Source organism: Pantoea sp. GABEPS69, from assembly GCF_045780835.1.
GTDB classification, from domain to species: Bacteria; Pseudomonadota; Gammaproteobacteria; order Enterobacterales; family Enterobacteriaceae; genus Pantoea; species Pantoea septica.
Genome location: NZ_CP118618.1, coordinates 93,079 through 113,784, shown reverse-complemented (window position 1 = coordinate 113,784; position 20,706 = coordinate 93,079). Strand labels below are relative to the sequence as shown.

Annotated in this window: 18 protein-coding genes; 11 read left to right on the top strand and 7 right to left on the bottom strand. The window is 59.8% G+C overall.

Going from position 1 to position 20,706, the window contains the following annotated elements:
* Window positions 1-181 precede the first annotated feature (181 nt).
* Both azuC and mntP read right to left on the bottom strand, forming a co-directional pair.
* A complete protein-coding gene (azuC, locus tag PVE98_RS00515; protein ID WP_120457375.1) occupies window positions 182-259 on the bottom strand; it encodes a stress response protein AzuC in 78 nt (25 codons plus the stop codon).
* 119 nt (window positions 260-378) lie between these two features.
* On the bottom strand, window positions 379-954 hold the full coding sequence (gene mntP, locus PVE98_RS00510) for a manganese efflux pump MntP (RefSeq protein ID WP_033792759.1): 576 nt from the start codon (window positions 952-954) through the stop codon (window positions 379-381).
* 303 nt (window positions 955-1,257) lie between these two features.
* On the opposite strand from mntP, the gene PVE98_RS00505 reads away from it, so the two are divergent.
* The 3 genes from PVE98_RS00505 (at window position 1,258) to PVE98_RS00495 (ending at window position 6,217) form a co-directional block, all read left to right on the top strand.
* Window positions 1,258-1,500 (top strand): DUF1158 domain-containing protein, encoded by a 243-nt coding sequence (locus PVE98_RS00505; protein ID WP_033753469.1) that lies wholly within the window; start codon window positions 1,258-1,260, stop codon window positions 1,498-1,500.
* Window positions 1,501-2,013: 513 nt separating this feature from the next.
* Window positions 2,014-3,630 carry a malate dehydrogenase (quinone) gene (mqo, locus tag PVE98_RS00500; RefSeq protein WP_033753470.1) on the top strand — a complete coding sequence of 539 codons (1,617 nt, stop codon included), beginning with the start codon at window positions 2,014-2,016 and terminating at the stop codon, window positions 3,628-3,630.
* Between the two features lie 202 nt (window positions 3,631-3,832).
* Window positions 3,833-6,217 carry a phosphoketolase gene (locus PVE98_RS00495; RefSeq protein ID WP_033753471.1) on the top strand — a complete coding sequence of 795 codons (2,385 nt, stop codon included), beginning with the start codon at window positions 3,833-3,835 and terminating at the stop codon, window positions 6,215-6,217.
* Here the strand turns inward: PVE98_RS00495 and PVE98_RS00490 are convergent.
* Window positions 6,214-6,795, bottom strand: a complete 582-nt coding sequence (locus PVE98_RS00490) for a LysE family translocator (protein ID WP_033753472.1) — start codon at window positions 6,793-6,795, stop codon at window positions 6,214-6,216. The genes PVE98_RS00495 and PVE98_RS00490 overlap by 4 nt on opposite strands.
* 135 nt (window positions 6,796-6,930) lie before the next feature.
* Between PVE98_RS00490 and PVE98_RS00485 the strand changes: the two genes are divergently transcribed.
* Window positions 6,931-8,418, top strand: coding sequence for a PLP-dependent aminotransferase family protein (locus PVE98_RS00485; protein WP_033753473.1), 1,488 nt, complete (start codon window positions 6,931-6,933; stop codon window positions 8,416-8,418).
* Here PVE98_RS00485 and PVE98_RS00480 read toward each other — a convergent pair.
* The gene (locus tag PVE98_RS00480) at window positions 8,385-9,008 is read right to left on the bottom strand and encodes a glutathione S-transferase family protein (protein ID WP_033753474.1); all 624 of its coding nucleotides are present in this window, start codon (window positions 9,006-9,008) and stop codon (window positions 8,385-8,387) included. The genes PVE98_RS00485 and PVE98_RS00480 overlap by 34 nt on opposite strands.
* Before the next feature lie 98 nt (window positions 9,009-9,106).
* Here PVE98_RS00480 and PVE98_RS00475 point away from each other — a divergent pair, with 98 nt between their 5' ends.
* Window positions 9,107-9,955 (top strand): PhzF family phenazine biosynthesis protein, encoded by an 849-nt coding sequence (locus PVE98_RS00475; protein WP_096072240.1) that lies wholly within the window; start codon window positions 9,107-9,109, stop codon window positions 9,953-9,955.
* A 94-nt stretch (window positions 9,956-10,049) separates the two neighbouring features.
* Here the strand turns inward: PVE98_RS00475 and PVE98_RS00470 are convergent, their stop codons facing one another.
* On the bottom strand, window positions 10,050-10,808 hold the full coding sequence (locus PVE98_RS00470) for an SDR family NAD(P)-dependent oxidoreductase (protein WP_096072241.1): 759 nt from the start codon (window positions 10,806-10,808) through the stop codon (window positions 10,050-10,052).
* 115 nt (window positions 10,809-10,923) lie between these two features.
* On the opposite strand from PVE98_RS00470, the gene PVE98_RS00465 reads away from it, so the two are divergent.
* The 5 genes from PVE98_RS00465 (at window position 10,924) to PVE98_RS00445 (ending at window position 16,576) form a co-directional block, all read left to right on the top strand.
* Complete coding sequence (locus PVE98_RS00465) at window positions 10,924-11,823, top strand: LysR family transcriptional regulator (RefSeq protein ID WP_033753486.1); 900 nt, start codon at window positions 10,924-10,926, stop codon at window positions 11,821-11,823.
* 45 nt (window positions 11,824-11,868) lie between these two features.
* Window positions 11,869-12,885 (top strand): inner membrane protein YhjD, encoded by a 1,017-nt coding sequence (gene yhjD / locus PVE98_RS00460; RefSeq protein WP_033753488.1) that lies wholly within the window; start codon window positions 11,869-11,871, stop codon window positions 12,883-12,885.
* A 275-nt stretch (window positions 12,886-13,160) separates the two neighbouring features.
* Window positions 13,161-14,495, top strand: coding sequence for an MFS transporter (locus PVE98_RS00455; RefSeq protein WP_033753491.1), 1,335 nt, complete (start codon window positions 13,161-13,163; stop codon window positions 14,493-14,495).
* An 80-nt stretch (window positions 14,496-14,575) separates the two neighbouring features.
* Window positions 14,576-15,496: a LysR family transcriptional regulator gene (locus tag PVE98_RS00450; RefSeq protein ID WP_096072242.1), complete on the top strand. Its 921-nt coding sequence runs from the start codon at window positions 14,576-14,578 to the stop codon at window positions 15,494-15,496.
* 81 nt (window positions 15,497-15,577) lie between these two features.
* Window positions 15,578-16,576 carry an aldo/keto reductase gene (locus PVE98_RS00445; protein ID WP_096072243.1) on the top strand — a complete coding sequence of 333 codons (999 nt, stop codon included), beginning with the start codon at window positions 15,578-15,580 and terminating at the stop codon, window positions 16,574-16,576.
* Window positions 16,577-16,636: 60 nt separating this feature from the next.
* Here the strand turns inward: PVE98_RS00445 and ilvC are convergent, their stop codons facing one another.
* Window positions 16,637-18,112 (bottom strand): ketol-acid reductoisomerase, encoded by a 1,476-nt coding sequence (gene ilvC / locus PVE98_RS00440; protein ID WP_096072244.1) that lies wholly within the window; start codon window positions 18,110-18,112, stop codon window positions 16,637-16,639.
* A gap of 162 nt (window positions 18,113-18,274) precedes the next feature.
* Here ilvC and ilvY point away from each other — a divergent pair, with 162 nt between their 5' ends.
* On the top strand, window positions 18,275-19,156 hold the full coding sequence (ilvY, locus tag PVE98_RS00435) for an HTH-type transcriptional activator IlvY (protein WP_033753498.1): 882 nt from the start codon (window positions 18,275-18,277) through the stop codon (window positions 19,154-19,156).
* Here the strand turns inward: ilvY and ilvA are convergent, their stop codons facing one another.
* The gene (ilvA, locus tag PVE98_RS00430) at window positions 19,157-20,704 is read right to left on the bottom strand and encodes a threonine ammonia-lyase, biosynthetic (RefSeq protein ID WP_096072245.1); all 1,548 of its coding nucleotides are present in this window, start codon (window positions 20,702-20,704) and stop codon (window positions 19,157-19,159) included. It lies immediately after the preceding gene.
* Between the last annotated feature and the right edge of the window lie 2 nt (window positions 20,705-20,706).

Here is a 20,706-nt window from a genome sequence, read left to right as displayed (position 1 = left end):
TGCTTGTTTAGCTGCTGGCTATAACCTGCGGCTATAGCTAAAAGCTGCGCTTATGATAGCGACTGAATTGACGCTTTATAGAGGAAAAGAGGCGTAGAGAGAGAAAGAAAAAGCTATGGCTTGAGGGCATCACGGCACGCTGGCTGCCGTGATTGCCTGAGACGGTATAAAGCGTAAATAATTAGTACATCGCGCCTGGCGGGACATATTTGAAGGTTTCGACATAAGCGCGGAAAACATATTTCACTAAGCGTTTCATAGAGTACCTGATTCAAAATTTGTTGAAGAAATGCAGCGAAAGTATAACTTCCGTGCATTTTTCAGGCAATAAATTTTGAACCAGATCACAAAAACAGCATTAATTTGCTGTTGGCGGCTTTATGAGAAGAGGTTGAGATGCTGGATGAGGATGGTGCAGCCAATCGAAATTAGCACTACGCCGCCAAGCACTTCCGCCCATTTGCCCAGCACCGGTCCGACTAAACGTCCCACCAGCACGCCGGTAGTCGCCATGATGGTGGTCGCCATGCCGATGGTCAGCGCGGTGGCGATAATATTAACCTGCAGGAAAGCCAGCCCCACCCCGACCGCCATGGCATCCAGGCTGGTCGCAACTGCCGTGGCCGCCAGCACCATAAAGCCGTGACGCTGCGGCGCTTCACACGGCTCTGCCGTCGCCGTCTGGCGAAAACCTTCCATCATCATGCGCCCGCCGAGAAACGACAGCAGGAAAAAGGCGACCCAGTGATCCCAGGCCATGACATAGCGGCTGGCGGCAAGACCGGCAGCCCAGCCGATCAGCGGCGTCAGAGCTTCAATCGCGCCAAAAATCAGGCCGGTGCGCAGCGCCTCTTTGAATCCGGGACGATGCAGCGCCGCGCCTTTGCTCAGCGCAGCGGCAAAGGCGTCCATCGACATACCGAAGGCAAGGATCAGAGTTGCGATAAAAGTCATAATGGCTAGTGTCAGGGTAAAATGCGTTCAGACGCCCGCTTTTTGCCGCAATAAAGGTTCAGTCTGGTAAAAGTGCGCGCAGTCTACCACGCATCATGCCTGATAAAAAGACAAGAAAATCATGGGTTTAAGTATAGCAAAGGCTATAACTTTTATCGTTCGCTATCTTTTGCCGCTAAGTTAATGGTACTTAAGCCTTTTCTTAAGGCTTAATGCGCCGTTCAGGCAGGCGGCCGCTGCGGGGATTGAACCCTGGCGGAGATTGCCGGAAAATGGCCGCGCTGATTAATGCGGAACCTGCTAATGAAAAACCCTTTTGAATCTCTGATTATCCCCGGCGGCATCTTGCTGCTCGGCTTTCTCTCTGCGCTGCTGCTGCCCGCGCCCAATTTTGGTCTGACGATGGCCAGAAGCCTGACTCAGCGCCTGCACCTGCAGGATATCAACCAGCTCTACACCCTGATCTTCTGCGTCTGGTTCCTGCTGTTGGGCGTAGTGGAGTTCTATGCGATCCGTTTTATCTATCGCCGCTGGTTTCGCTCATGATGCCGTGCCCGCCGCTGCGGCTATTGCCCTGGCGCGGGCAGACAGGACTCACAAAAATGTAACATTACTTTTACAGAATCGGCTGAAAAGCACTTCGTCGTGAAAAATTCTTTATCGATCTTTTTTAGAATAATCTTTTAAAATCATATCTTTATAAAATAAGGCGATTTCCGCCTCTCTCCATGCCATGCACTGCTTTCGTGCATTTACGCAACATCATGTTCGGTTAACCCGCTGAGTTTTCGGTAAAAAATCCCTTATGCCCGCCGGCCCGAGATGATTAATTCTTATGCTGAATCATTTCTGCATTTAAAAAATAAACAAATGCTTAATTCAGAGGCGAGAATGTTATATTCAATAGACAAAGCATAACGTGCAGTTAACCTGCATCCCGCTTAAACGAACCTGTGTCTTAACCTTTGAGAAATAGCGCAACGCGCTCCCCAGAAGCGCGACTATTTCGCCTGCGAACCTGTTGAGCATTAGGTCAACAGAGAGAGGAGATGTCGCCTCATGAGCAAAACAGCTGTAAACCTTACGCTCGCATCGAGCGCCGTTGGCATGGAAAAACCGCAAATGTCCGAGCGTAAAGACGTTGATGTGCTGCTGATCGGCGCAGGCGTCATGAGCGCGACGCTGGGCGCCTGGCTACAGGATCTGGAGCCGGACTGGACCATTGAAATGGTCGAGCGTCTCGAGAGCGTGGCGGAAGAGTCCTCTAACGGCTGGAATAACGCCGGGACCGGCCATGCCGCGCTGGCGGAGCTGAACTATACGCCGTTAAAGGCGGATGGCAGCATCGACATCAGCAAAGCGCTAACCATTAACGAATCCTTCCAGGTTTCCCGTCAGTTCCTGGCCTGGCAGGTTCAGAAGGGCCGCCTGCACTCGCCCGAACGCTTTATCAACAGTACGCCGCACATGAGTTTTGTCTGGGGCGAAGAGAACGTGGCTTTCCTGCGTAAGCGCTATCAGGCGCTGCAGAAAAGCACGCTGTTCCGCGGCATGGCCTACTCCGAAGATCCGCAGCAGATTGCCGAGTGGATCCCGCTGGTGATGAAAGGACGCGATCGCCGTCAGAAAGTCGCGGCGACCTGGACGGAGATGGGCACAGACGTCAATTTTGGCGAAGTAACGCGTCAGCTGATCGCCTCGCTGGAGAAGCATCATGGTTTCCGCCTGCGCCTGCGTCAGGAAGTGCGCGATCTGAAGCGCCTGAGCGACGGCCGCTGGCAGGTGACGCTGCATTCGCTGGCCACGGGCGAGAGCCGCGTGTTAACGGCGAAAAACGTCTTTATCGGCGCGGGCGGCGCGGCGCTGCCTCTGCTGCAGAAGAGCGGCATTCCGGAAGTCAGCGGCTACGCCGGTTTCCCGGTTGGCGGCTCCTTCCTGGTAACCGAGAACCCGGACGTGGTACGCCAGCATATGGCGAAAGTCTACGGCAAAGCCTCTGTCGGCGCGCCGCCGATGTCGGTGCCACACGTCGACACGCGCGTGCTGGACGGCAAAAGAGTGCTGCTGTTCGGCCCGTTCGCCACCTTCTCTACCAAGTTTCTTAAGCAGGGTTCGCTGCTCGATATGTTCGGTTCGATGAACAGCGGCAACCTGCTGCCGATGATGAATGTCGGACTGAAGAATTTCGATCTGGTGAAATATCTGGTTGATCAGGTGCTGCAGAGCGATGCCGATCGCATGGAAGCGCTGCGCACCTATGTGCCGGATGCGCATCCCGACGACTGGCGTCTGGTGACCGCCGGCCAGCGTGTGCAGATCATTAAAAAAGATGCCAAAGAAGGTGGCGTGCTGCGGCTCGGCACCGAAGTGGTCGCCTCGGAAGATGGCTCGATTTCCGCCCTGCTCGGCGCCTCGCCCGGCGCGTCGACCGCCGCGCCGATTATGCTGGAGCTGATGGCGAAAGCCTGGCCGGAGCAGATGGCGTCGACGGAATGGCAGAACCGCATTCGCGCAGTGGTGCCCACCTGGGGCCGCAAGCTTAACGGCGACGTGACGCTGACGGAGAAAGTGCTGGCGGATACCAGCCGCGTACTGAAACTCGCCTACGCGCCGCCGGTGACGCCGAACGCCGCGAACGACGAAGCACGCGAGACCGCGCACGTTGTCGGCAAGTAATACGGTTTTGCTGATAAAAGCCCCGCTTATGCGGGGCTTTTTTGTTTTTAGCCGCGATACCTGAGCGGGAAGTGTAAACCGATCGCCAGGAGGCGAATACGGCATTCCTGCCAGCCCGTCGCCTGGTCGAGTTACGCATTCTCTATTAGGGTTAATGAAACGCTTTTTTTCCGCTACCTTTCGCTAACCAGGAGAATGCCCGATGTCACAATCGACCGCTGCCAGTGAGTTACGCCTGCTGGATCGCTACTGGCGCGCCGCCAACTACCTTTCCGTCGGGCAGATTTACCTGATGGCGAACCCGCTGCTGCGCGAACCTCTTCAGCCGGAACATATCAAGCCTCGCCTGCTGGGACACTGGGGCACCACGCCCGGCCTCAACTTTATCTACGCGCATCTCAACCGCATTATCCGCCAGCGCGACCTGAATATGATCTATATCTGCGGCCCCGGCCACGGCGGGCCCGGCATGGTGGCCAATACCTGGCTGGAAGGCAGCTACAGCGAAATTTATCCGCACGTCAGTCAGGACGCCGAAGGCATGCAGCGCCTGTTCAAGCAGTTCTCGTTTCCCGGCGGCATTCCAAGCCACGCCGCGCCGGAAACGCCAGGATCGATTAACGAAGGCGGCGAACTCGGCTATTCGCTGTCGCACGCCTTTGGCGCCGCCTTCGATAATCCGGATCTCATCGTGCCCTGCGTTATTGGCGACGGCGAGGCGGAAACCGGCCCGCTGGCGTCGAGCTGGCACGGCATTAAGTTTCTCAATCCCCAGCGCGACGGCGCCGTGCTGCCAATTCTGCATCTTAACGGCTACAAGATCGCTAACCCGACTATCCTGGGGCGCGCCAGCGACGACGATCTGCAGCAGCTGTTCCGCGGTTACGGCTACGAGCCGCTGTTCGTTAGCGGACACGAGCCAGAGAAGATGCATCAGCAGATGGCGGACACGCTGGAGCACGCCTTTGATCGAATCGCCGCTTACCAGCAGGCGGCGCGCGCAGGCGGTGAGCAGGAAGGCATTCCGCGCTGGCCGATGATTATTATGCGTAGCCCTAAAGGCTGGACCGGCCCGCAGGAGGTTGACGGCAAAAAGGTAGAAGATTTCTGGCGCGCTCATCAGGTGCCGGTAGCCGCCTGTCGTGAAGATGCGGGACATCGCCAGATTCTGGAGCAGTGGCTGCGCAGCTATCAGCCGGAGGATCTGTTCGACGAACAGGGTCGGCTGAAGCCGGAGCTGCGCGCGCTGGCGCCGCAGGGCGACAAACGCATGGGCGCGTCGCCCTACGCCAATGGCGGTCTGCTGCGCCGCGAGCTGAATACCCCTGATATCCGCGAATTCGCCTTTGACGTAAAAGAACCTGGCTCGCAGCTGGCGCAGGCTACCGAACAGTTTGGCCGCTATCTGGCGGAGATTTTCGCGCGCAACCAGCATAATTTCCGCCTGTTCGGTCCTGATGAAACCGCCTCGAACCGCCTGACGCCGGTATTCGACGTCACCAGCCGCACCTGGCTGGAGCCGGTGAAGCCCTACGACGAGCAGCTGGCGCGCGACGGCCGCGTGATGGAAATCCTCAGCGAACATCAGTGCCAGGGCTGGCTTGAAGGCTATCTGCTGACCGGCCGTCACGGCCTGTTCAACTGCTACGAAGCCTTTATCCATATCGTCGACTCGATGTTCAATCAGCACGCCAAGTGGCTGAAAGTGACGCGCAAGCTCGGCTGGCGCAAGCCGGTCTCTTCGCTGAACTATCTGCTCTCTTCGCACGTCTGGCGCCAGGATCACAACGGCTACAGCCATCAGGATCCCGGCTTTATGGATCACGTCGCCAATAAAAAAGCGGATATCGTCCGCATCTATCTGCCGCCGGACGCCAATACGCTGCTGTGGGTCGGCGATCACTGCCTGCGCACCTGGGACCGCATCAACGTCATAGTGGCGGGCAAGCAGCCGTCGGCGCAGTGGCTGGATATGGAGAGCGCCATCGCGCACTGTGAGGCAGGCATGGGCGAATGGCGCTGGGCGGGCACCACGCCGCAGGGCGAAGAGCCGGATGTAGTAATGGCGTGCGCCGGCGACGTGCCGACGCTGGAGACGCTGGCGGCGGTGGATCTGCTGCGCGGCTATCTGCCCGACCTGCGGATTCGCGTGGTGAACGTGGTCGATCTGATGGCGCTGCAAACGCAGGATCAACATCCGCACGGCAAAAGCGAGGAGGAGTTCGACGCGCTGTTCACGCTCGACAAGCCGGTGATCTTCGCCTTCCACGGCTATCCGGCGCTGGTGCATCGTCTCGCCTATCAGCGCAACAACCATCGTAATTTCCACGTTCGCGGCTTTAACGAAGAGGGCACCACCACCACGCCGTTCGATATGACGGTGCTGAACGAGCTGGACCGCTATCACCTGGCGCAGGAGGCGATCCTGCGCGTGCCTGGCCTGGCGGACCGCCATCCGGAGCTGCTGGACGATTTGCAGGAGCGCATCGCCGAGCACCATCGCTACGTGCGTGAATATGGCGAGGATGTGCCGGAAGTGCGCGGCTGGAAATGGCCGTCGGAAACCGGCGCCGGCGCGCCCGATTAACGCAGGGCGTCCGCCAGCATCCATAACGTCGTGGCGACCAGCGACAGCGCCATGACGCCGTTGAAGAGACGACGCTTCCACGGCGTTTGCAGATGCAGGCCCAGCCGATCGCCCAGTGCTGCCCAGATTAAAATGCAGGGCAGGTTGACCAGCGCGAAGCCGAGCATCACTGGCAACAGCCCGCTCTGCGCGCTCCACAGCAGCGCCACGTTGGTCGCCATCAGCCAGGCTTTGGGATTGACCGCCTGAAAGCCGACGGCGCCGGCGACGGTCATCGGCTGCGCCTTTTCCCGGTGGGTCGGCGCGCCTGCCCGCCAGAGTTTCCACGACAGCCAGAGCAGATAGGCGCAGCCCGCCAGCGTCAGCGGCAGCCGGACGGCGCTCATCCAGCTCAGCAGCCACTCCAGCGCCAGCACCGCCAGCGCGTTTTGCAGCAGACAGCCCAGCAGTATGCCGGAGATCATCGGCAGCGTGCGCCGCAGGCCGAAATTGACGCCGGAGGTCGCCAGCAGCAGGTTATTGGGGCCAGGGGTGATGGACATCACGGTAACGTAGCTGAAAAAAGAGGGATCGAGCATGGCGGCGTTCTCGTTTAATAAACAGAACCCTATGCTAGGGTGCGGAAAGGATTGGTAACAGAGACACAAAATCACTATTGTCATGGTTACAGTTTGCAATTTTAACTATTGTACCCATGACTCGCGGAGGCTTTTGTGTCCCTTACTCCTTCAGCCGATCAGCCGCTCTATTACCAGCTTGCCGATAGCTTCGCCGAGGCGATCCATCAGGGCACGCTAAAGCCCGGCAAGCGCCTGCCTGCTATTCGTCGCGTGGCGCAGACCCATCAGGTCAGTATCAATACGGTGCTCAATGCCTGGCAGCTGCTGGAGGATCGCGGCCTTATCGAGGCGCGTCCGCAGTCAGGCTACTATGTGCGCAGCGTGCTGCCCGCCCTGACGCAGCCTGTTCCGCATCGCGCCCGCATCAAAGACCCGAGCAGCGAAAAGCTCGATCTCATCGATCAGGTGTTCGCGGCGCAGAACCATCCCGATTACGTCAATATTTCGCTGGCCTGCCCGCAGGACGGCGAGCTTTATCCGTCGGCGCGCCTCGCGCGCATTACCGCCTCGCTACTGCGACGCAATCCCGATTTAATCGGCCGCTATGCGCTTCCGCCTGGTAGTGAGCGCTTACGGGAGGAGATTGCGCGCCGCGCGCTGCATGCGGGCATGTCGCTGACCAGCGACGCGATCACCCTGACCCACGGCTGTATGGAGGCGCTGCAGCTGGCGCTGCGCGCGGTGACGCAGCCAGGAGACTGTGTTGGGCTGGAGTCGCCGACCTACTTTTTCCTCTTTCCGCTGCTGGCGTCGCTGGGGCTGAAGGCGCTGGAGATTCCGACCGACCCGCAGCACGGCCTCTCGCTCGACGCGCTGGAGATGCTGCTGCAGGAGAAGCGCATCCAGGCGCTGATCGCCATGCCGAGCGCGCAGAATCCGCTGGGCTGTTGCATGTCGCGCCAGAACAAGCAGCGCCTGGCAAAGTTGGTGAATACTTACAACGTTCCTCTGCTGGAAGACGGTCTCTATGACGAGCTGCAGTTCGACTGGCCGCTCTCGCCCACCGTTAAATCGTTCGATTCAGCAGGCTGGGTAATTTACTGCACCAGCTTTACCAAGACGGTGGCGCCGGACTTTCGCATCGGCTGGATCGCCGCCGGCCGCTTCCATGAGGCGATTGCGCGCCTGAAGGCGGTCTCCTCTATGGCGGAATCCCGGCTGCTGTCGGAGACGCTGGCGGAATTTCTCGCCAACGGCGGCTACGATCATCATCTGCGCACGCTGCGCCGCCGCTACGCCGCCAATATGGATGAGGCGCGCGGCCTGATCGCCCGCTATTTTCCGCAGGGGACGCGCGCCACGCTGCCGCGCGGCGGGTTTGTTTTTTGGGTCGAACTGCCGGAACAGGTGGATACGGTGGCGATGTTCCATCGGCTGCTGCAAGAGCAGATCTGCGTGACGCCGGGCGCGCTCTATTCGCTGAGCGAACGCTACAATCACGCGCTGCGTCTCTCCTGCTGCTATCCCTTTGACGAGCGCTATAGCTGGGCCCTGAAACGCACCGGCGCGATCGCCTGCGAGCTGGCGGGCCTGGCGCCCGGGCTCGATCAGGGTTTGCCGTTGCGGCCCCAGACCGTGTAGGGATGGCGCTCGGTCAGGCGTTCGTAGTAGTTACGCACCGCTGGCAGGCTGGGATGATCCAGCGGGGTTTCATACCAGCGGTTGACCGCCAGCCCGACGCCGATATCCGCCAGGGTGAAGTTACGGCCCGCCACATAGCGTCCGGTTTTCTCCAGCTGCTGGTTGAGGATGCCCATGGTGTGCGCCCAGCCTTTGCAGGCCGCCGCCAGCAGACGCGGATCCTGATGCGCCGGCGAGTTGCGCACCAGTGACATAAAAGCGTAGCGCCAGGAGGTATTGAGTTCGGTGGACTGCCAGTCCATCCACTGATCGACCGGCGCGCGGGCGCGCGGGTTTTGCGGATAGAGCCAGTCGCCTTCATAGGCGTTGGCCAGATAGCGCAGGATGGCGTTCGACTCCCACAGCACGAAGTCGTCGTCGATCAATACCGGAATCAAGGCGTTAGGATTAAGGGCGAGAAATTCCGGCTTCCGCAGCGAGTCTGGCTCGGCGCCCCACTCTTCGCGTTCGAAGTCGAGATCCAGTTCGTCGCAGAGCCAGAGCACTTTACGCACGTTGATTGACGAGTCGCGCCCAAGAATTTTCAGCATAACGGTCTCCTGCAGGAATTGTTAACATATTGATAACCCTGTCAGGCCATAAACGCAAATGTCGGGCGTGGAAATGCCCTGTTGAGAAAGGAGTAATAATGAACGTCGCGTTTAAACAAGTAGATGTCTTTACCTCGTCCGCGTTTAACGGCAATCCGCTGGCGGTGATTATGGATGCGCAGGGCCTGAGTGACGAGCAGCTCCAGACCATCGCCCGCTGGACGAATTTGTCTGAGACCACGTTCGTGCTGCCGCCGCAGCATCCCGAAGCTGACTATCGCGTGCGCATCTTTACCGTCGAAGGCGAGCTGCCGTTTGCCGGGCATCCGACGCTGGGCACGGCGCATGCGCTGCTGGAGGCGGGCTGGCCGACGAAAAATCCCGGCAGGATGGTGCAGGAGTGCGGCGTCGGCAACGTGACGGTCAGCATCGACGCCGAGGGTTCGCTGGCGTTTGCTGCGCCAGAGGCGACCATCACGCCCTTCACCGACGCGCTGATGGGCAATGCGCTTAACAGCGAAAAGTTCGACACCACGCAAACGCCCGCCGTAGTCGATATGGGTATCCGCTGGCTGCTGATCCCGATGATTAGCGCCGAAGCGGTACTGGCGATTCAGCCCGCCGTCAGCGATCTGCAGCGCCTGATCGCCCACGCGGGCGCTACCGGCGTGATGCCGTTCGGTCCGCTGCCGCACGGCGAGAGCGAGCAGTATGAAGTGCGCGGCCTGCTGGTGGAAAACGGCAGCCTGACGGAAGATCCCATTACCGGCAGCGCCAACGCCTGCCTGGCGCGCTATTTTGCCGCGCAGGGCCAGATGCGGGATTACCGCACCCGTCAGGGCACGGCGATCCAGCGCCAGGGGCGCGTATCAGTGCGCTACGACGGCGACCAGATCTGGATCGGCGGCAAGACCGTCACGGTGATTGACGGTACCATCAGGCTGTAGCCATAACGCTGCCGGGCAAGTGACATGAACCTGTCGCAACGTCCAGGGCGTCTCTGCTCGCCCGGCGCAGAGACGCATTTCATTCCTGAACGGTTTATAACGCCTGGCCGCCCGACGCCTCGATGCGCTGCGCCGTGATCCAGCCGGTTTCCTCGCTGAGGATTGCGCAGATGGCGTCGCCGATATCGTCCGGCTGTCCGACGCGCCCCAGCGCGGTAAGCGCCGCGATAGTGTCGTTAATCTCTTTGTTGTCACGCACGCGCCCGCCGCCGAAGTCGGTCTCGATGGCGCCTGGCGCCAGGATATTGACGCGAATGCGGCGTTCCCCCAGCTCTTTCGCCTGATACCGCGTCAGCACCTCCATCGCGCCTTTGACGGAGGCGTAAGTCGCCGAGCCGGGATAGGTCATGCGCGTCAGGCCGCTGGAGATATTTAAAATGCGCCCGCCGTCGTTAATCAGCGGCAGCAGTTTCTGCGTCAGGAAATAGGGGCCTTTGAAGTGAACGTTAACCAGCGCGTCGAACTCCTCCTCTGTGGTCTCGCTAAATGGCTTATAGTGACCATGTCCGGCGTTGTTGATTAAATAATCAAAGCGCTCGCGCTGCCATACTGTTTCCAGCGTCTGTTTGACCTGCGCGACAAAGCCGCTGAACTGGCTGCTGTCGCCGACATCCAGCCGCAGCGCGGCTGCGCGGCCGCCCAGCGCCTCAATGGCTTTTACCACCGCCTGCGCCTCTTCATCATGGCTGCGGTAAGTAAAAAGGATATCAACGCCCTTTGCGGCCAGTTTTAACGCCGCATTTTTGCCTAAACCGCGGTTGGCGCCCGTAATCAGTGCGATTTTATTACTCATGTTTCGATCCTGTTGCAAAATTGAACACCAAATCAGGATATTCCCCAATAATTGATCTATAAATGCCTGGGAATACGCAGCACTGTTTCGTTTACAACAACAATCGGTGAACAACATGGACAAAATTCACGCAATGCAGGTTTTTGTGCGGGTGGCGGAAATGGGCAGTTTTACCCGCGCGGCGGAGAGCCTGGGCCTGCCGAAAGGCAGCGTGTCGCGCCAGCTGCAGGCGCTGGAAAATCAGATGGGCACGCGGCTGCTGCATCGCACCACGCGCCGCGTGCAGCTTACCCAGGATGGGCTGGTCTACTACGATCGCTGTCTGGATCTGCTGTCGATGATCGACGATATGGACAGCCTGTTTCAGCACGATCCCGCCACGCTGAGCGGCAAACTGCGCGTCGATATGTCGGTAGCGATGGCGACCGGCTTTATCCTGCCGCGACTGCCGGAGTTTTTGCAGCACTACCCCGGCGTTGAAATTGAACTCAGCAGCAGCGACCGCATGGTGGACGTCATCCGCGAAGGCTTTGACTGCGTTATCCGCGTCGGCGAGCTAAAGGATTCCGGCCTGATTGCGCGAAAAATCGGCACCTATACCTTGATCAACTGCGCCAGCCCTGGCTACCTTTCCCGCTTCGGCATGCCGACGCGGCTGGAGGAGCTGTCGTCGCACGCCATGGTGCACTACACGCAGCAGCTCGGTCAGCCTTCGCCCGGCTTTGAGTATTTTGACGGCAAGCAGTGCCACTACGTGCAGACTGGCGGCGTCGTGACGGTCAACAGCACGGAAACCTATCGCGCCGCCTGCCTGGCGGGACTGGGCATTATTCAGGTGCCGGCGATGGGCATCTACCCGCTGCTGGAGTCTGGACAGCTGGTGGAAGTGCTGCACGCCTTCCCGGCGAAGCCGATGCCGATCTCTCTGCTCTACCCTCATCGGCGCAATGTGGCGCGGCGCGTGCGCGTATTTATGGAGTGGCTGAGTCAGGTGTTACAGGAGTATGTCACCTGAGCGGCTATAATTGCCTTTTCAAGTAAAGCAGGATGATAACTGTCTATGACGGACAAACAGGAAAACCCGACCAGTTCCGAGCAACCTAAGCCGCTGATCGATATTCAGACCGGCAATAAAACCGTTGATGGCTCAATTCGTCGCGTATCGCGCTTTGCCGCCTGGTTTCAGGCGATTCCGGCGGTGGCGCACTTTATTCGCGCGCTGGAGCGCTTTAACGATCGTCTGGGCAGCCAGTTCGGCGCGGCTATTACCTACTTCTCGTTTTTGTCGCTGATTCCGATCCTGATGGTCTCTTTCGCCGCCGTGGGGTTCGTGCTGGCGTCGAACCAGGATCTGCTGTCGGAGCTGATCAATAAGATCGTCAACAGCATCAGCGATCCTACGCTCGCCACCACGCTGAAAAATACGGTGAACACCGCTATCCAGCAGCGCGCCACGGTGGGCATCACCGGTTTGCTGCTGGCGCTCTACTCCGGCATTAACTGGATGGGCAATCTGCGCGAAGCGGTGCGCGCCCAGTCGCGCGACGTCTGGGAACGAAAGCCGGACGATCAGGAGAAGTTCTGGAAAAAGTATCTGCGCGATCTGATTTCGCTAATCGGCCTGATGCTGGCGCTGGTGATCACGCTTTCGCTGACCTCTATCGCCGGCGCGGCGCAGGCGGCGATCGTCAACGCGCTGGGGCTGGCGGATATCGAGTGGCTGCGCCCGGCGATGACCGCCATAGCGCTGGCGATTTCGATTATGGCCAACTATCTGCTGTTCCTGTGGATTTTCTGGATCCTGCCGCGCCACAAGCCGCGCAAGAAAGCGCTGTTTCGCGGCACGCTGCTGGCGGCTATCGGCTTTGAGATCATTAAATTCGTGATGACGCTGACGCTGCCGAAGCTCGCTTCGTCGCCTTCCGGCGCAGCCTTCGGCTCTGTGCTCGGGCTGATGGCGTTCTTCTACTTCTTCGCCCGTTTGACGCTCTTCTGCGCCGCCTGGATCGCCACCGCGAAGTATAAGGACGATCCCCAGATGCCGGATTCGCGCCGCGCCTCACGTCATCAGGTGTAAAAAAACGTTAACGGCAGCGAAAAATTTCCCCCTTCGGCTATTTTTTAATCATTCAGCAGGATGAATAGCTGAAGGGTCACTTTTATTTCCCCCTTTTATAGAGATTCCCGCTGCAAAAGGCGGGCTTCTCCCTGCCTTAATCCACGCATTCCATCGCGACACAAATTATTCACTTTTTCGCCAAAAAAGCCCGTTCTGGCGCGGTTTATCAGCGTTGAATGCGGCATGCCAGGTGCGTAATATTCCTGGTCTCTATTTACAATTAAGAAACAGTTATGCAAGCCTCCATCACAGAACCCCTGAAAAAGTCACAAGACGAAACGCCGGTGAATTCGCGCGGCAAGGTCGTGGTGGCCTCGCTGGTCGGCACCGCCATCGAATTCTTCGATTTCTATATCTACGCCACGGCGGCGGTGATTGTCTTTCCACATATTTTCTTCCCGCAGGGCGACAATACCGTGGCGACGCTGCAGTCGCTGGCGACCTTCGCTATCGCCTTCGTGGCGCGCCCGATCGGCTCCGCCCTTTTCGGCCACTTCGGCGACCGCGTGGGCCGTAAGGCGACGCTGGTGGCCTCGCTGCTGACGATGGGCGTCTCTACCGTGATTATCGGCCTGCTTCCGGGCTACCAGTCGATTGGCGTCGCGGCGCCGCTGCTGCTGGCGCTGGCGCGCTTTGGCCAGGGGCTCGGCCTTGGCGGCGAATGGGGCGGCGCGGCGCTGCTGGCGACGGAAAACGCGCCGGCGAAAAAGCGCGCGCTCTACGGCTCTTTTCCGCAGCTCGGCGCGCCGATCGGCTTCTTCTTCGCCAACGGCACCTTTCTCCTGCTCTCCTGGCTGCTGACCGACGAGCAGTTTATGCAGTGGGGCTGGCGCGTGCCCTTTATTCTCTCGGCGGTGCTGGTGATTATCGGCCTCTATGTGCGCGTGTCGCTGCACGAAAGCCCGGTGTTCGCGAAGGTGCAGAAAGAGAAGAAGCAGGTGCGGGTGCCGATCGCTGCGCTGTTGAGCAAGCATCTCACCGCGACCATTCTCGGCACCTTTATCATGCTGGCGACCTATACGCTGTTCTACATTATGACGGTCTACTCGATGAGCTACGGCACCGCGCCGGCGCCTGCGGGTCTCGGCTTCTCGCGTAACAGCTTCCTGTGGATGCTGATGATGGCGGTGATTGGCTTCGGCGTTATGGTGCCGATCGCCGGACTGCTGGCGGATCGCTTTGGTCGCCGTAAGACCATGATCGTCATTACGCTGATGATTATCGCCTTCGCCTTCCTGTTCCCGGCGATGCTGGGTTCCGGCTCGCAGGCGCTGGTGATGGCCTTCCTGCTGCTCGGCCTGAGCGTCATGGGACTGACTTTCGGTCCGATGGGCGCGCTGCTGCCGGAGCTTTTCCCGACCGAAGTGCGCTATACCGGCGCCTCTTTCTCCTACAACCTGTCGTCGATTCTCGGCGCCTCGGTTGCGCCCTATATCGCTACCTGGCTGAACGCCCACTACGGTTTGCAGGCGGTTGGCTACTATCTGGCGTCCATGGCGGCGCTGACGCTGATTGCGCTCATCGCCTGTAAAGAGACGCGTCATCAGACGTTATACGAAGCGGTATAAGCGAAATCAGGAAACCCGGCTAAGGCCGGGTTTTTTGTCATGGTATAGTTCCTGCTGTTTCGGTATGCAGGAAAAGAACCATGGCGACGGCAACGCACCTGATTAACAGTAACCTTCCCAGCGTTAAACAACTTCAGTGCTTTCTCGCCGTCGCGTACGCGCTCAATTTCCGCCAGGCCGCCGAGCGCCTCAACATGACCCAGCCTCCCCTGACGCGTCATATCCAGAGTCTGGAAGCGCTGCTCCACCAGCAGCTCTTTAGCCGCAGCACGCACGCGGTGAGCCTGACCGAGGATGGGCGCGCGCTGGTCGTCAGAGCGGAGAAAATTCTTGCCGATCTTGACGCCCTTAGCGCCGATGCTCTTTCCCGCCCACAGCGTCTGCGCATCGGGCTCACCCGCACGCTGGACTTTACGCGCATACCGCCTGTCGCCGCGCGGCTGGCGCAGCTGGATGCCGGCGACGAGATCGACTCGCCCGATCTGACCTCCGCCCGGCTGCTGCAGTGTCTGGCGCAGAACAGGCTCGATCTGGTGCTGACCGGAGAGAAAGGCGCCGGCGAGCAAGAGAACGTCCGCTATCGCTGGATCTGCCGCGAGCCGCTGCTTATCGCGCTGCCGACCACGCATCCCGCCAGCCGGCAGCAGCAGGTCTCGCTCGACGCGGTCAGCGACCTGCCGCTGTTCTGGTTCGCCAGGCGCGCCAATCCCGCCTTCTTTGATAAGTGCGAACAGGTTTTCGCAAAACTGAAGACGCCGCTGAAAAAAGTCAACGAGCCCGACGACTCGCTGACGATGCTGGCGCATATCGCCCGTGGCAAAGGATTCGCCCTGCTGCCGCAGTCAAAGTGCGCCTTTAATCAGGAAGGATTATGCTACCGGCCGCTGCGTGACGACCAGGCGCAGCGGCTGCATATCGACGTTTACGCCGCCACGCGCCGTGACGACGCGCGTCCGGCGCTCCTGCAGGCGCTGGAGAAGCTAAGCGACGGCGCGCCTTAATACCTTTTCAGCATCACAAAAACGGCAATTCCCTGCTGCCCCGCCCGGTGAAAGAATCAGACCCGGACAACAGGAGGCATGATGAAAACCCGTTACTTAGCAAAAAACTTCGAGGTCAGCGCCATCGGCTATGGCGCGATGGGCCTCAGCGAATTCTACGGCGCGGCGGATGATGCGCAGTCGCTGCGTGTTTTACACAAACTCATCGAGCTGGACCAGACCTTTATCGATACGGCGGATCAGTACGGCCGCGGTCACAATGAGACGCTTATCGGGCAGTTTCTGGCCGGGCTGGATAACGCCACGCGCGACAAAATGAAAGTCGCGACCAAATGCGGCATCGAGCGCGCGGCCGACGAAGCTTACAGCCGCACCATCAACAACCGGCCGGACTATATTACCCGCTGCTGCCACGACTCCCTTAAGCGGCTTGGCGTCGAACGCATCGACCTTTTCTACCTTCATCGCGTCAGCCAGGCGACGCCGATTGAAGAGAGCATGGCGTGCCTGAGCCGCCTGGTGAAAGAGGGAAAGATAAACCATATCGGGCTGTGCGAAGTCTCTGCCGAAACGCTGCGCCGCGCGCACGCCGTTCATCCCGTCGCCGCCCTGCAGACGGAATATTCGCTGTGGACGCGCGACGTCGAGGAGGCGATCCTGTCGACGGTTAAGGCGCTGGATATCGGGCTTGTCGCCTACTCGCCGCTGGGGCGCGGTTTTCTGACCGGCAAATATCTCCGCAACAGCGACTTCACCGAACGCGACTTCCGCAAAAACAACGGGCGCTTTCAGCAGGAGAACCTCGATCATAACGCCGCGCTGCTGAACGCGGTACAGCCGCTGGCGGAGAAGTATGGCTGCACGACAGGCCAGATAGCGCTGGCATGGCTGCTGGCGCAGTACGCTAAGCTGGTGCCGATCCCCGGCACGAAACAGATTGGCTACCTGGTGGAAAACGCGCAGGCGGCGCAGGTGGTGCTGGAGACGGGGGACGTAGCGCTGCTGAACGGCCTCCACCAGCGCGTTCAGGTGCAGGGCGCGCGCTACACGGAAGAAGGCATGAAGGGCGTAAATGCCTGACATGAAAAACCCCGGCAAGCCGGGGTTTTTTAGTGCTGAAAAAGGTGGCGCCTGGCTGAGTTAGCTGGCGACGGCGATACGCTTCATATCGGTCATATAGCCGCGCAGTTTACGGCCAACCGCTTCGATCGGATGCTGGCGAATCGCTTCGTTGACGTCGCGCAGCTGCGCGTTATCAACCTGCGTGCCTTCAATCGCTTTACCCAGGTCGCCCGGCTGCAGCGTGGTCATAAACTCTTTCAGCAGCGGCACCGCAGCGAAGGAGAAAAGATAGTTGCCGTACTCTGCGGTGTCGGAGATAACTACGTTCATTTCATACAGACGCTTACGCGCGATGGTATTGGCGATCAGCGGCAGCTCGTGCAGCGATTCATAGTAGGCGGACTCTTCGATAATACCCGCGTCAACCATGGTTTCGAACGCCAGCTCAACGCCCGCTTTCACCATCGCCACCATCAGAACGCCTTTGTCGTAGTACTCCTGCTCTTCGATTTTGCCGTCGAACTGCGGCGCGGTTTCAAACGCGGTTTTGCCGGTCTCTTCGCGCCAGGTCAGCAGGTTTTTATCGTCGTTGGCCCAGTCCGCCATCATGCCGGATGAGAATTCGCCGGAGATGATGTCGTCCATATGCTTCTGGAACAGCGGCGCCATAATCTCTTTCAGCTGCTCTGACAGCGCGTATGCGCGCAGTTTTGCCGGGTTGGAGAGGCGATCCATCATCAGGGTGATGCCGCCGAACTTCAGGGATTCGGTGATGGTTTCCCAGCCGAACTGGATCAGTTTTTCGGTGTAGGCCGCGTCATGACCTTCCGCCACCAGCTTGTCGAAGCAGAGCAGCGAACCGGCCTGCAGCATGCCGCACAGAATGGTCTGCTCGCCCATCAGATCGGACTTCACTTCCGCAACGAAAGAGGATTCCAGCACGCCTGCGCGGTCGCCGCCGGTGGCCGCGGCCCAGGCTTTGGCGATCGCCATGCCTTCGCCTTTCGGATCGTTTTCCGGATGCACCGCGATCAGCGTTGGCACGCCGAAACCGCGTTTGTACTCTTCGCGCACTTCGGTACCCGGACATTTCGGCGCCACCATCACCACGGTGATGTCTTTACGAATGGTTTCGCCCACTTCAACGATATTAAAGCCATGCGAGTAGCCCAGCGCCGCGCCGTCTTTCATCAGCGGCTGTACCGCCTGCACGACCGCAGAGTGCTGTTTGTCCGGCGTCAGGTTAACCACCAGATCGGCCTGCGGGATCAGCTCTTCATAGGTGCCCACTTTAAAACCGTTTTCGGTGGCCTTGCGCCAGGAGGCGCGCTTCTCGGCGATCGCTTCGGCGCGCAGGGCATAGGAGACGTCCAGACCGGAATCACGCATGTTCAGGCCCTGGTTAAGGCCCTGCGCGCCACAGCCCACGATGACCACTTTTTTCCCTTTCAGGAAGCTGGCGCCGTCGGCGAATTCATCGCGCGCCATAAAGCGACATTTGCCTAACTGCGCTAACTGGTTGCGCAGATTCAGTGTGTTGAAGTAGTTAGCCATGGGGCACTCCGGTCAGATGTTGTGTTTGTTTTTGTCCTGTAACGGCGTGAACAGCAGCGCCGCGAATGACCCCATCATATGACAGGAAATCCGTTGCTTAAATTGATATATTAGCAAGGTCACATTGCAATATTTGCAACACTACTTTAGAGGTTAAGGCGTATGGATTTACGAGATCTGAAGCTGTTTCTCCATCTGGCTGAAAGCTGCCACTTCGGCCGCACCGCGCGCGCCATGCACGTCAGCCCGTCAACGCTCTCGCGTCAGATCCAGCGCCTTGAAGAGGATGTGGGACACGCGCTGTTTCTGCGCGATAACCGCACCGTTGCCCTGACGGAGGCGGGCGAACGCCTGCGCCAGTTCGCGCAGCAGACGCTGCTGCAGTATCAGCAGCTGCGCCACGTGATGGATCTTAACGGTCCGTCGCTGAGCGGCGAGCTACGCCTGTTCTGCTCGGTGACCGCCGCCTATAGTCATCTGCCGCCGATTCTGGATCGCTTCCGCGCCGAGCATCCGCAGGTAGAGATCAAGCTGACCACCGGCGACGCCGCCGACGCCATTGAGATGGTGCAGTCCGGCGAGGCGGATCTGGCCATCGCCGGGCGGCCCGAGTCGCTGCCTGCCAGCATCGACTTTACGCCGCTGGGACTCATCCCGCTGGTGCTGATCGCGCCGGCGCTGCCCTGTCCGGTGCGCAGCCAGGCGACACAGCCGTCGCCCGACTGGGCGCAGATTCCGTTTATCCTGCCCGATCAGGGCCCGGCGCGGCGCGGCATCGATCTCTGGTTTCGGCGTCGTCGCATCCCGAATCCGCAGATTTACGCCACGGTTTCCGGACATGAGGCGATTGTATCGATGGTGGCGCTCGGCTGCGGCATCGCGCTGTTGCCGGACGTGGTGCTGGAGAACAGCCCCGAGCCGGTGCGCAATCGCGTGCTGACGCTGGAGAATGTGGAGTCGGTGGCGCCGCTGGAGCTGGGCGTCTGCGTACAAAAAAAGCGGCTCGGGGAGCCGCTGATTCACGCCTTCTGGCACCTGCTGTAGCTACTGTCCGGCGAGGAAGAAGCGGAACGCCGGGTTATTGGCCTCGTCGTGGCAGTCGTAGCCCAGCTCGTTGAGGTAGGTTTCAAAATGCGGTTCGTTATCGCTGATTTCAAATGCCGCCAGCACGCGGCCGTAGTCGGTGCCGTGGCTGCGGTAGTGGAATAGCGAAATATTCCAGTGCGTACCGAGCGTTTGCAGAAACTTCAGCAGCGCGCCGGGCGCCTCGGGGAATTCGAAGCTGAACAGGCGCTCGCGCAGCGGCTTCGACGGGCGTCCGCCCACCATATAGCGCACATGCAGCTTCGCCATCTCGTCGTCGGAGAGATCCACCACCTGATAGCCGCCCTGAGTGAGCTGGCTGATAATCTCGCTGCGCTCCTCCAGCCCGCGCGTCAGGCGCACGCCGACGAAAATGCAGGCGTTGTCGGCATCGGCGTAGCGATAGTTGAATTCGGTCACCGCGCGTCCGCCCAGCGTCTGGCAGAACTTCAGGAAGCTGCCCTGCTGTTCCGGAATGGTCACCGCCAGCAGCGCTTCGCGCTGCTCGCCCAGTTCGCAGCGCTCGGAGACGTAGCGCAGGCCGTGGAAGTTGACGTTGGCGCCAGAAAGAATATGCGCCAGCCGCTCGCCTTTGATGTCGTGCTGCTGGATATACTTCTTCATGCCCGCCAGCGCCAGCGCGCCTGACGGCTCCGCTATCGCGCGCACGTCTTCAAACAGATCTTTCATCGCCGCGCAGATGGCGTCGCTGTCGACGGTGATGATGTCGTCGAGATACTCCTGACACAGGCGAAAGGTTTCGCTGCCGATGCGCTTTACCGCCACGCCTTCGGCAAACAGCCCGACGCGCGGCAGATCCACCGGCTCGCCCGCATCGAGCGCCGCCTTCAGGCAGGCGGAGTCTTCCGACTCCACCGCAATCACCTTGATTTGCGGCATTAGCTGCTTGATCAGCACCGCCACACCCGCCGCCAGCCCGCCGCCGCCGACCGGCACGAAAACGCGATCGAGATGCGCGTCCTGCTGCAACAGCTCCATCGCCAGCGTGCCCTGACCGGCGATCACCGCCGGATGATCAAACGGCGGCACGAAGGTGTAGCCCTGCTGCTCCGCCAGCTCAATCGCTTTGGCTTTCGCCTCGTCGAAGTTAGCGCCGTAGAGATAAGCCTCACCGCCAAACGCGCGCACCGCATCCACCTTGATGTCCGCCGTGGTCACCGGCATCACAATCAGCGATTTGATGCCGAGCCGGCTGGCGGAGAGCGCCACGCCCTGCGCGTGGTTGCCGGCCGACGCCGTTACCACGCCGCGTGCTTTCTGCTCTTCGTCTAGTCCGGCGATCATCGCGTAGGCGCCGCGCAGCTTGAAGCTGTGCACCGGCTGCCGATCCTCGCGCTTCACCAGAATGGTGTTGCCGAGACGCGATGAAATTTTTTCCATTTTTTGCAGCGGCGTCACCTGTGCGACTTCATACACGGGCGAGCGCAGCACGGCGCGCAGATATTCTGCGCCGCAGGGCGACGCAGGTAGCGGTTGAGCCTCAGCCATCG

Bases quoted from the DNA above. Each gene is read 5' to 3' on its own strand.
- PVE98_RS00445 (WP_096072243.1), top strand. From the start codon at position 15,578: ATGAAAACCCGTTACTTAGCAAAAAACTTCGAGGTCAGCGCCATCGGC.
- ilvA (WP_096072245.1), bottom strand. From the start codon at position 20,704: ATGGCTGAGGCTCAACCGCTACCTGCGTCGCCCTGCGGCGCAGAATAT.
- yhjD (WP_033753488.1), top strand. From the start codon at position 11,869: ATGACGGACAAACAGGAAAACCCGACCAGTTCCGAGCAACCTAAGCCG.
- PVE98_RS00495 (WP_033753471.1), top strand. From the start codon at position 3,833: ATGTCACAATCGACCGCTGCCAGTGAGTTACGCCTGCTGGATCGCTAC.
- PVE98_RS00475 (WP_096072240.1), top strand. From the start codon at position 9,107: ATGAACGTCGCGTTTAAACAAGTAGATGTCTTTACCTCGTCCGCGTTT.
- ilvY (WP_033753498.1), top strand. From the start codon at position 18,275: ATGGATTTACGAGATCTGAAGCTGTTTCTCCATCTGGCTGAAAGCTGC.
- PVE98_RS00455 (WP_033753491.1), top strand. From the start codon at position 13,161: ATGCAAGCCTCCATCACAGAACCCCTGAAAAAGTCACAAGACGAAACG.
- PVE98_RS00450 (WP_096072242.1), top strand. From the start codon at position 14,576: ATGGCGACGGCAACGCACCTGATTAACAGTAACCTTCCCAGCGTTAAA.
- PVE98_RS00490 (WP_033753472.1), bottom strand. From the start codon at position 6,795: ATGCTCGATCCCTCTTTTTTCAGCTACGTTACCGTGATGTCCATCACC.
- PVE98_RS00465 (WP_033753486.1), top strand. From the start codon at position 10,924: ATGGACAAAATTCACGCAATGCAGGTTTTTGTGCGGGTGGCGGAAATG.
- mqo (WP_033753470.1), top strand. From the start codon at position 2,014: ATGAGCAAAACAGCTGTAAACCTTACGCTCGCATCGAGCGCCGTTGGC.
- azuC (WP_120457375.1), bottom strand. From the start codon at position 259: ATGAAACGCTTAGTGAAATATGTTTTCCGCGCTTATGTCGAAACCTTC.
- PVE98_RS00470 (WP_096072241.1), bottom strand. From the start codon at position 10,808: ATGAGTAATAAAATCGCACTGATTACGGGCGCCAACCGCGGTTTAGGC.
- PVE98_RS00505 (WP_033753469.1), top strand. From the start codon at position 1,258: ATGAAAAACCCTTTTGAATCTCTGATTATCCCCGGCGGCATCTTGCTG.
- ilvC (WP_096072244.1), bottom strand. From the start codon at position 18,112: ATGGCTAACTACTTCAACACACTGAATCTGCGCAACCAGTTAGCGCAG.
- PVE98_RS00480 (WP_033753474.1), bottom strand. From the start codon at position 9,008: ATGCTGAAAATTCTTGGGCGCGACTCGTCAATCAACGTGCGTAAAGTG.
- mntP (WP_033792759.1), bottom strand. From the start codon at position 954: ATGACTTTTATCGCAACTCTGATCCTTGCCTTCGGTATGTCGATGGAC.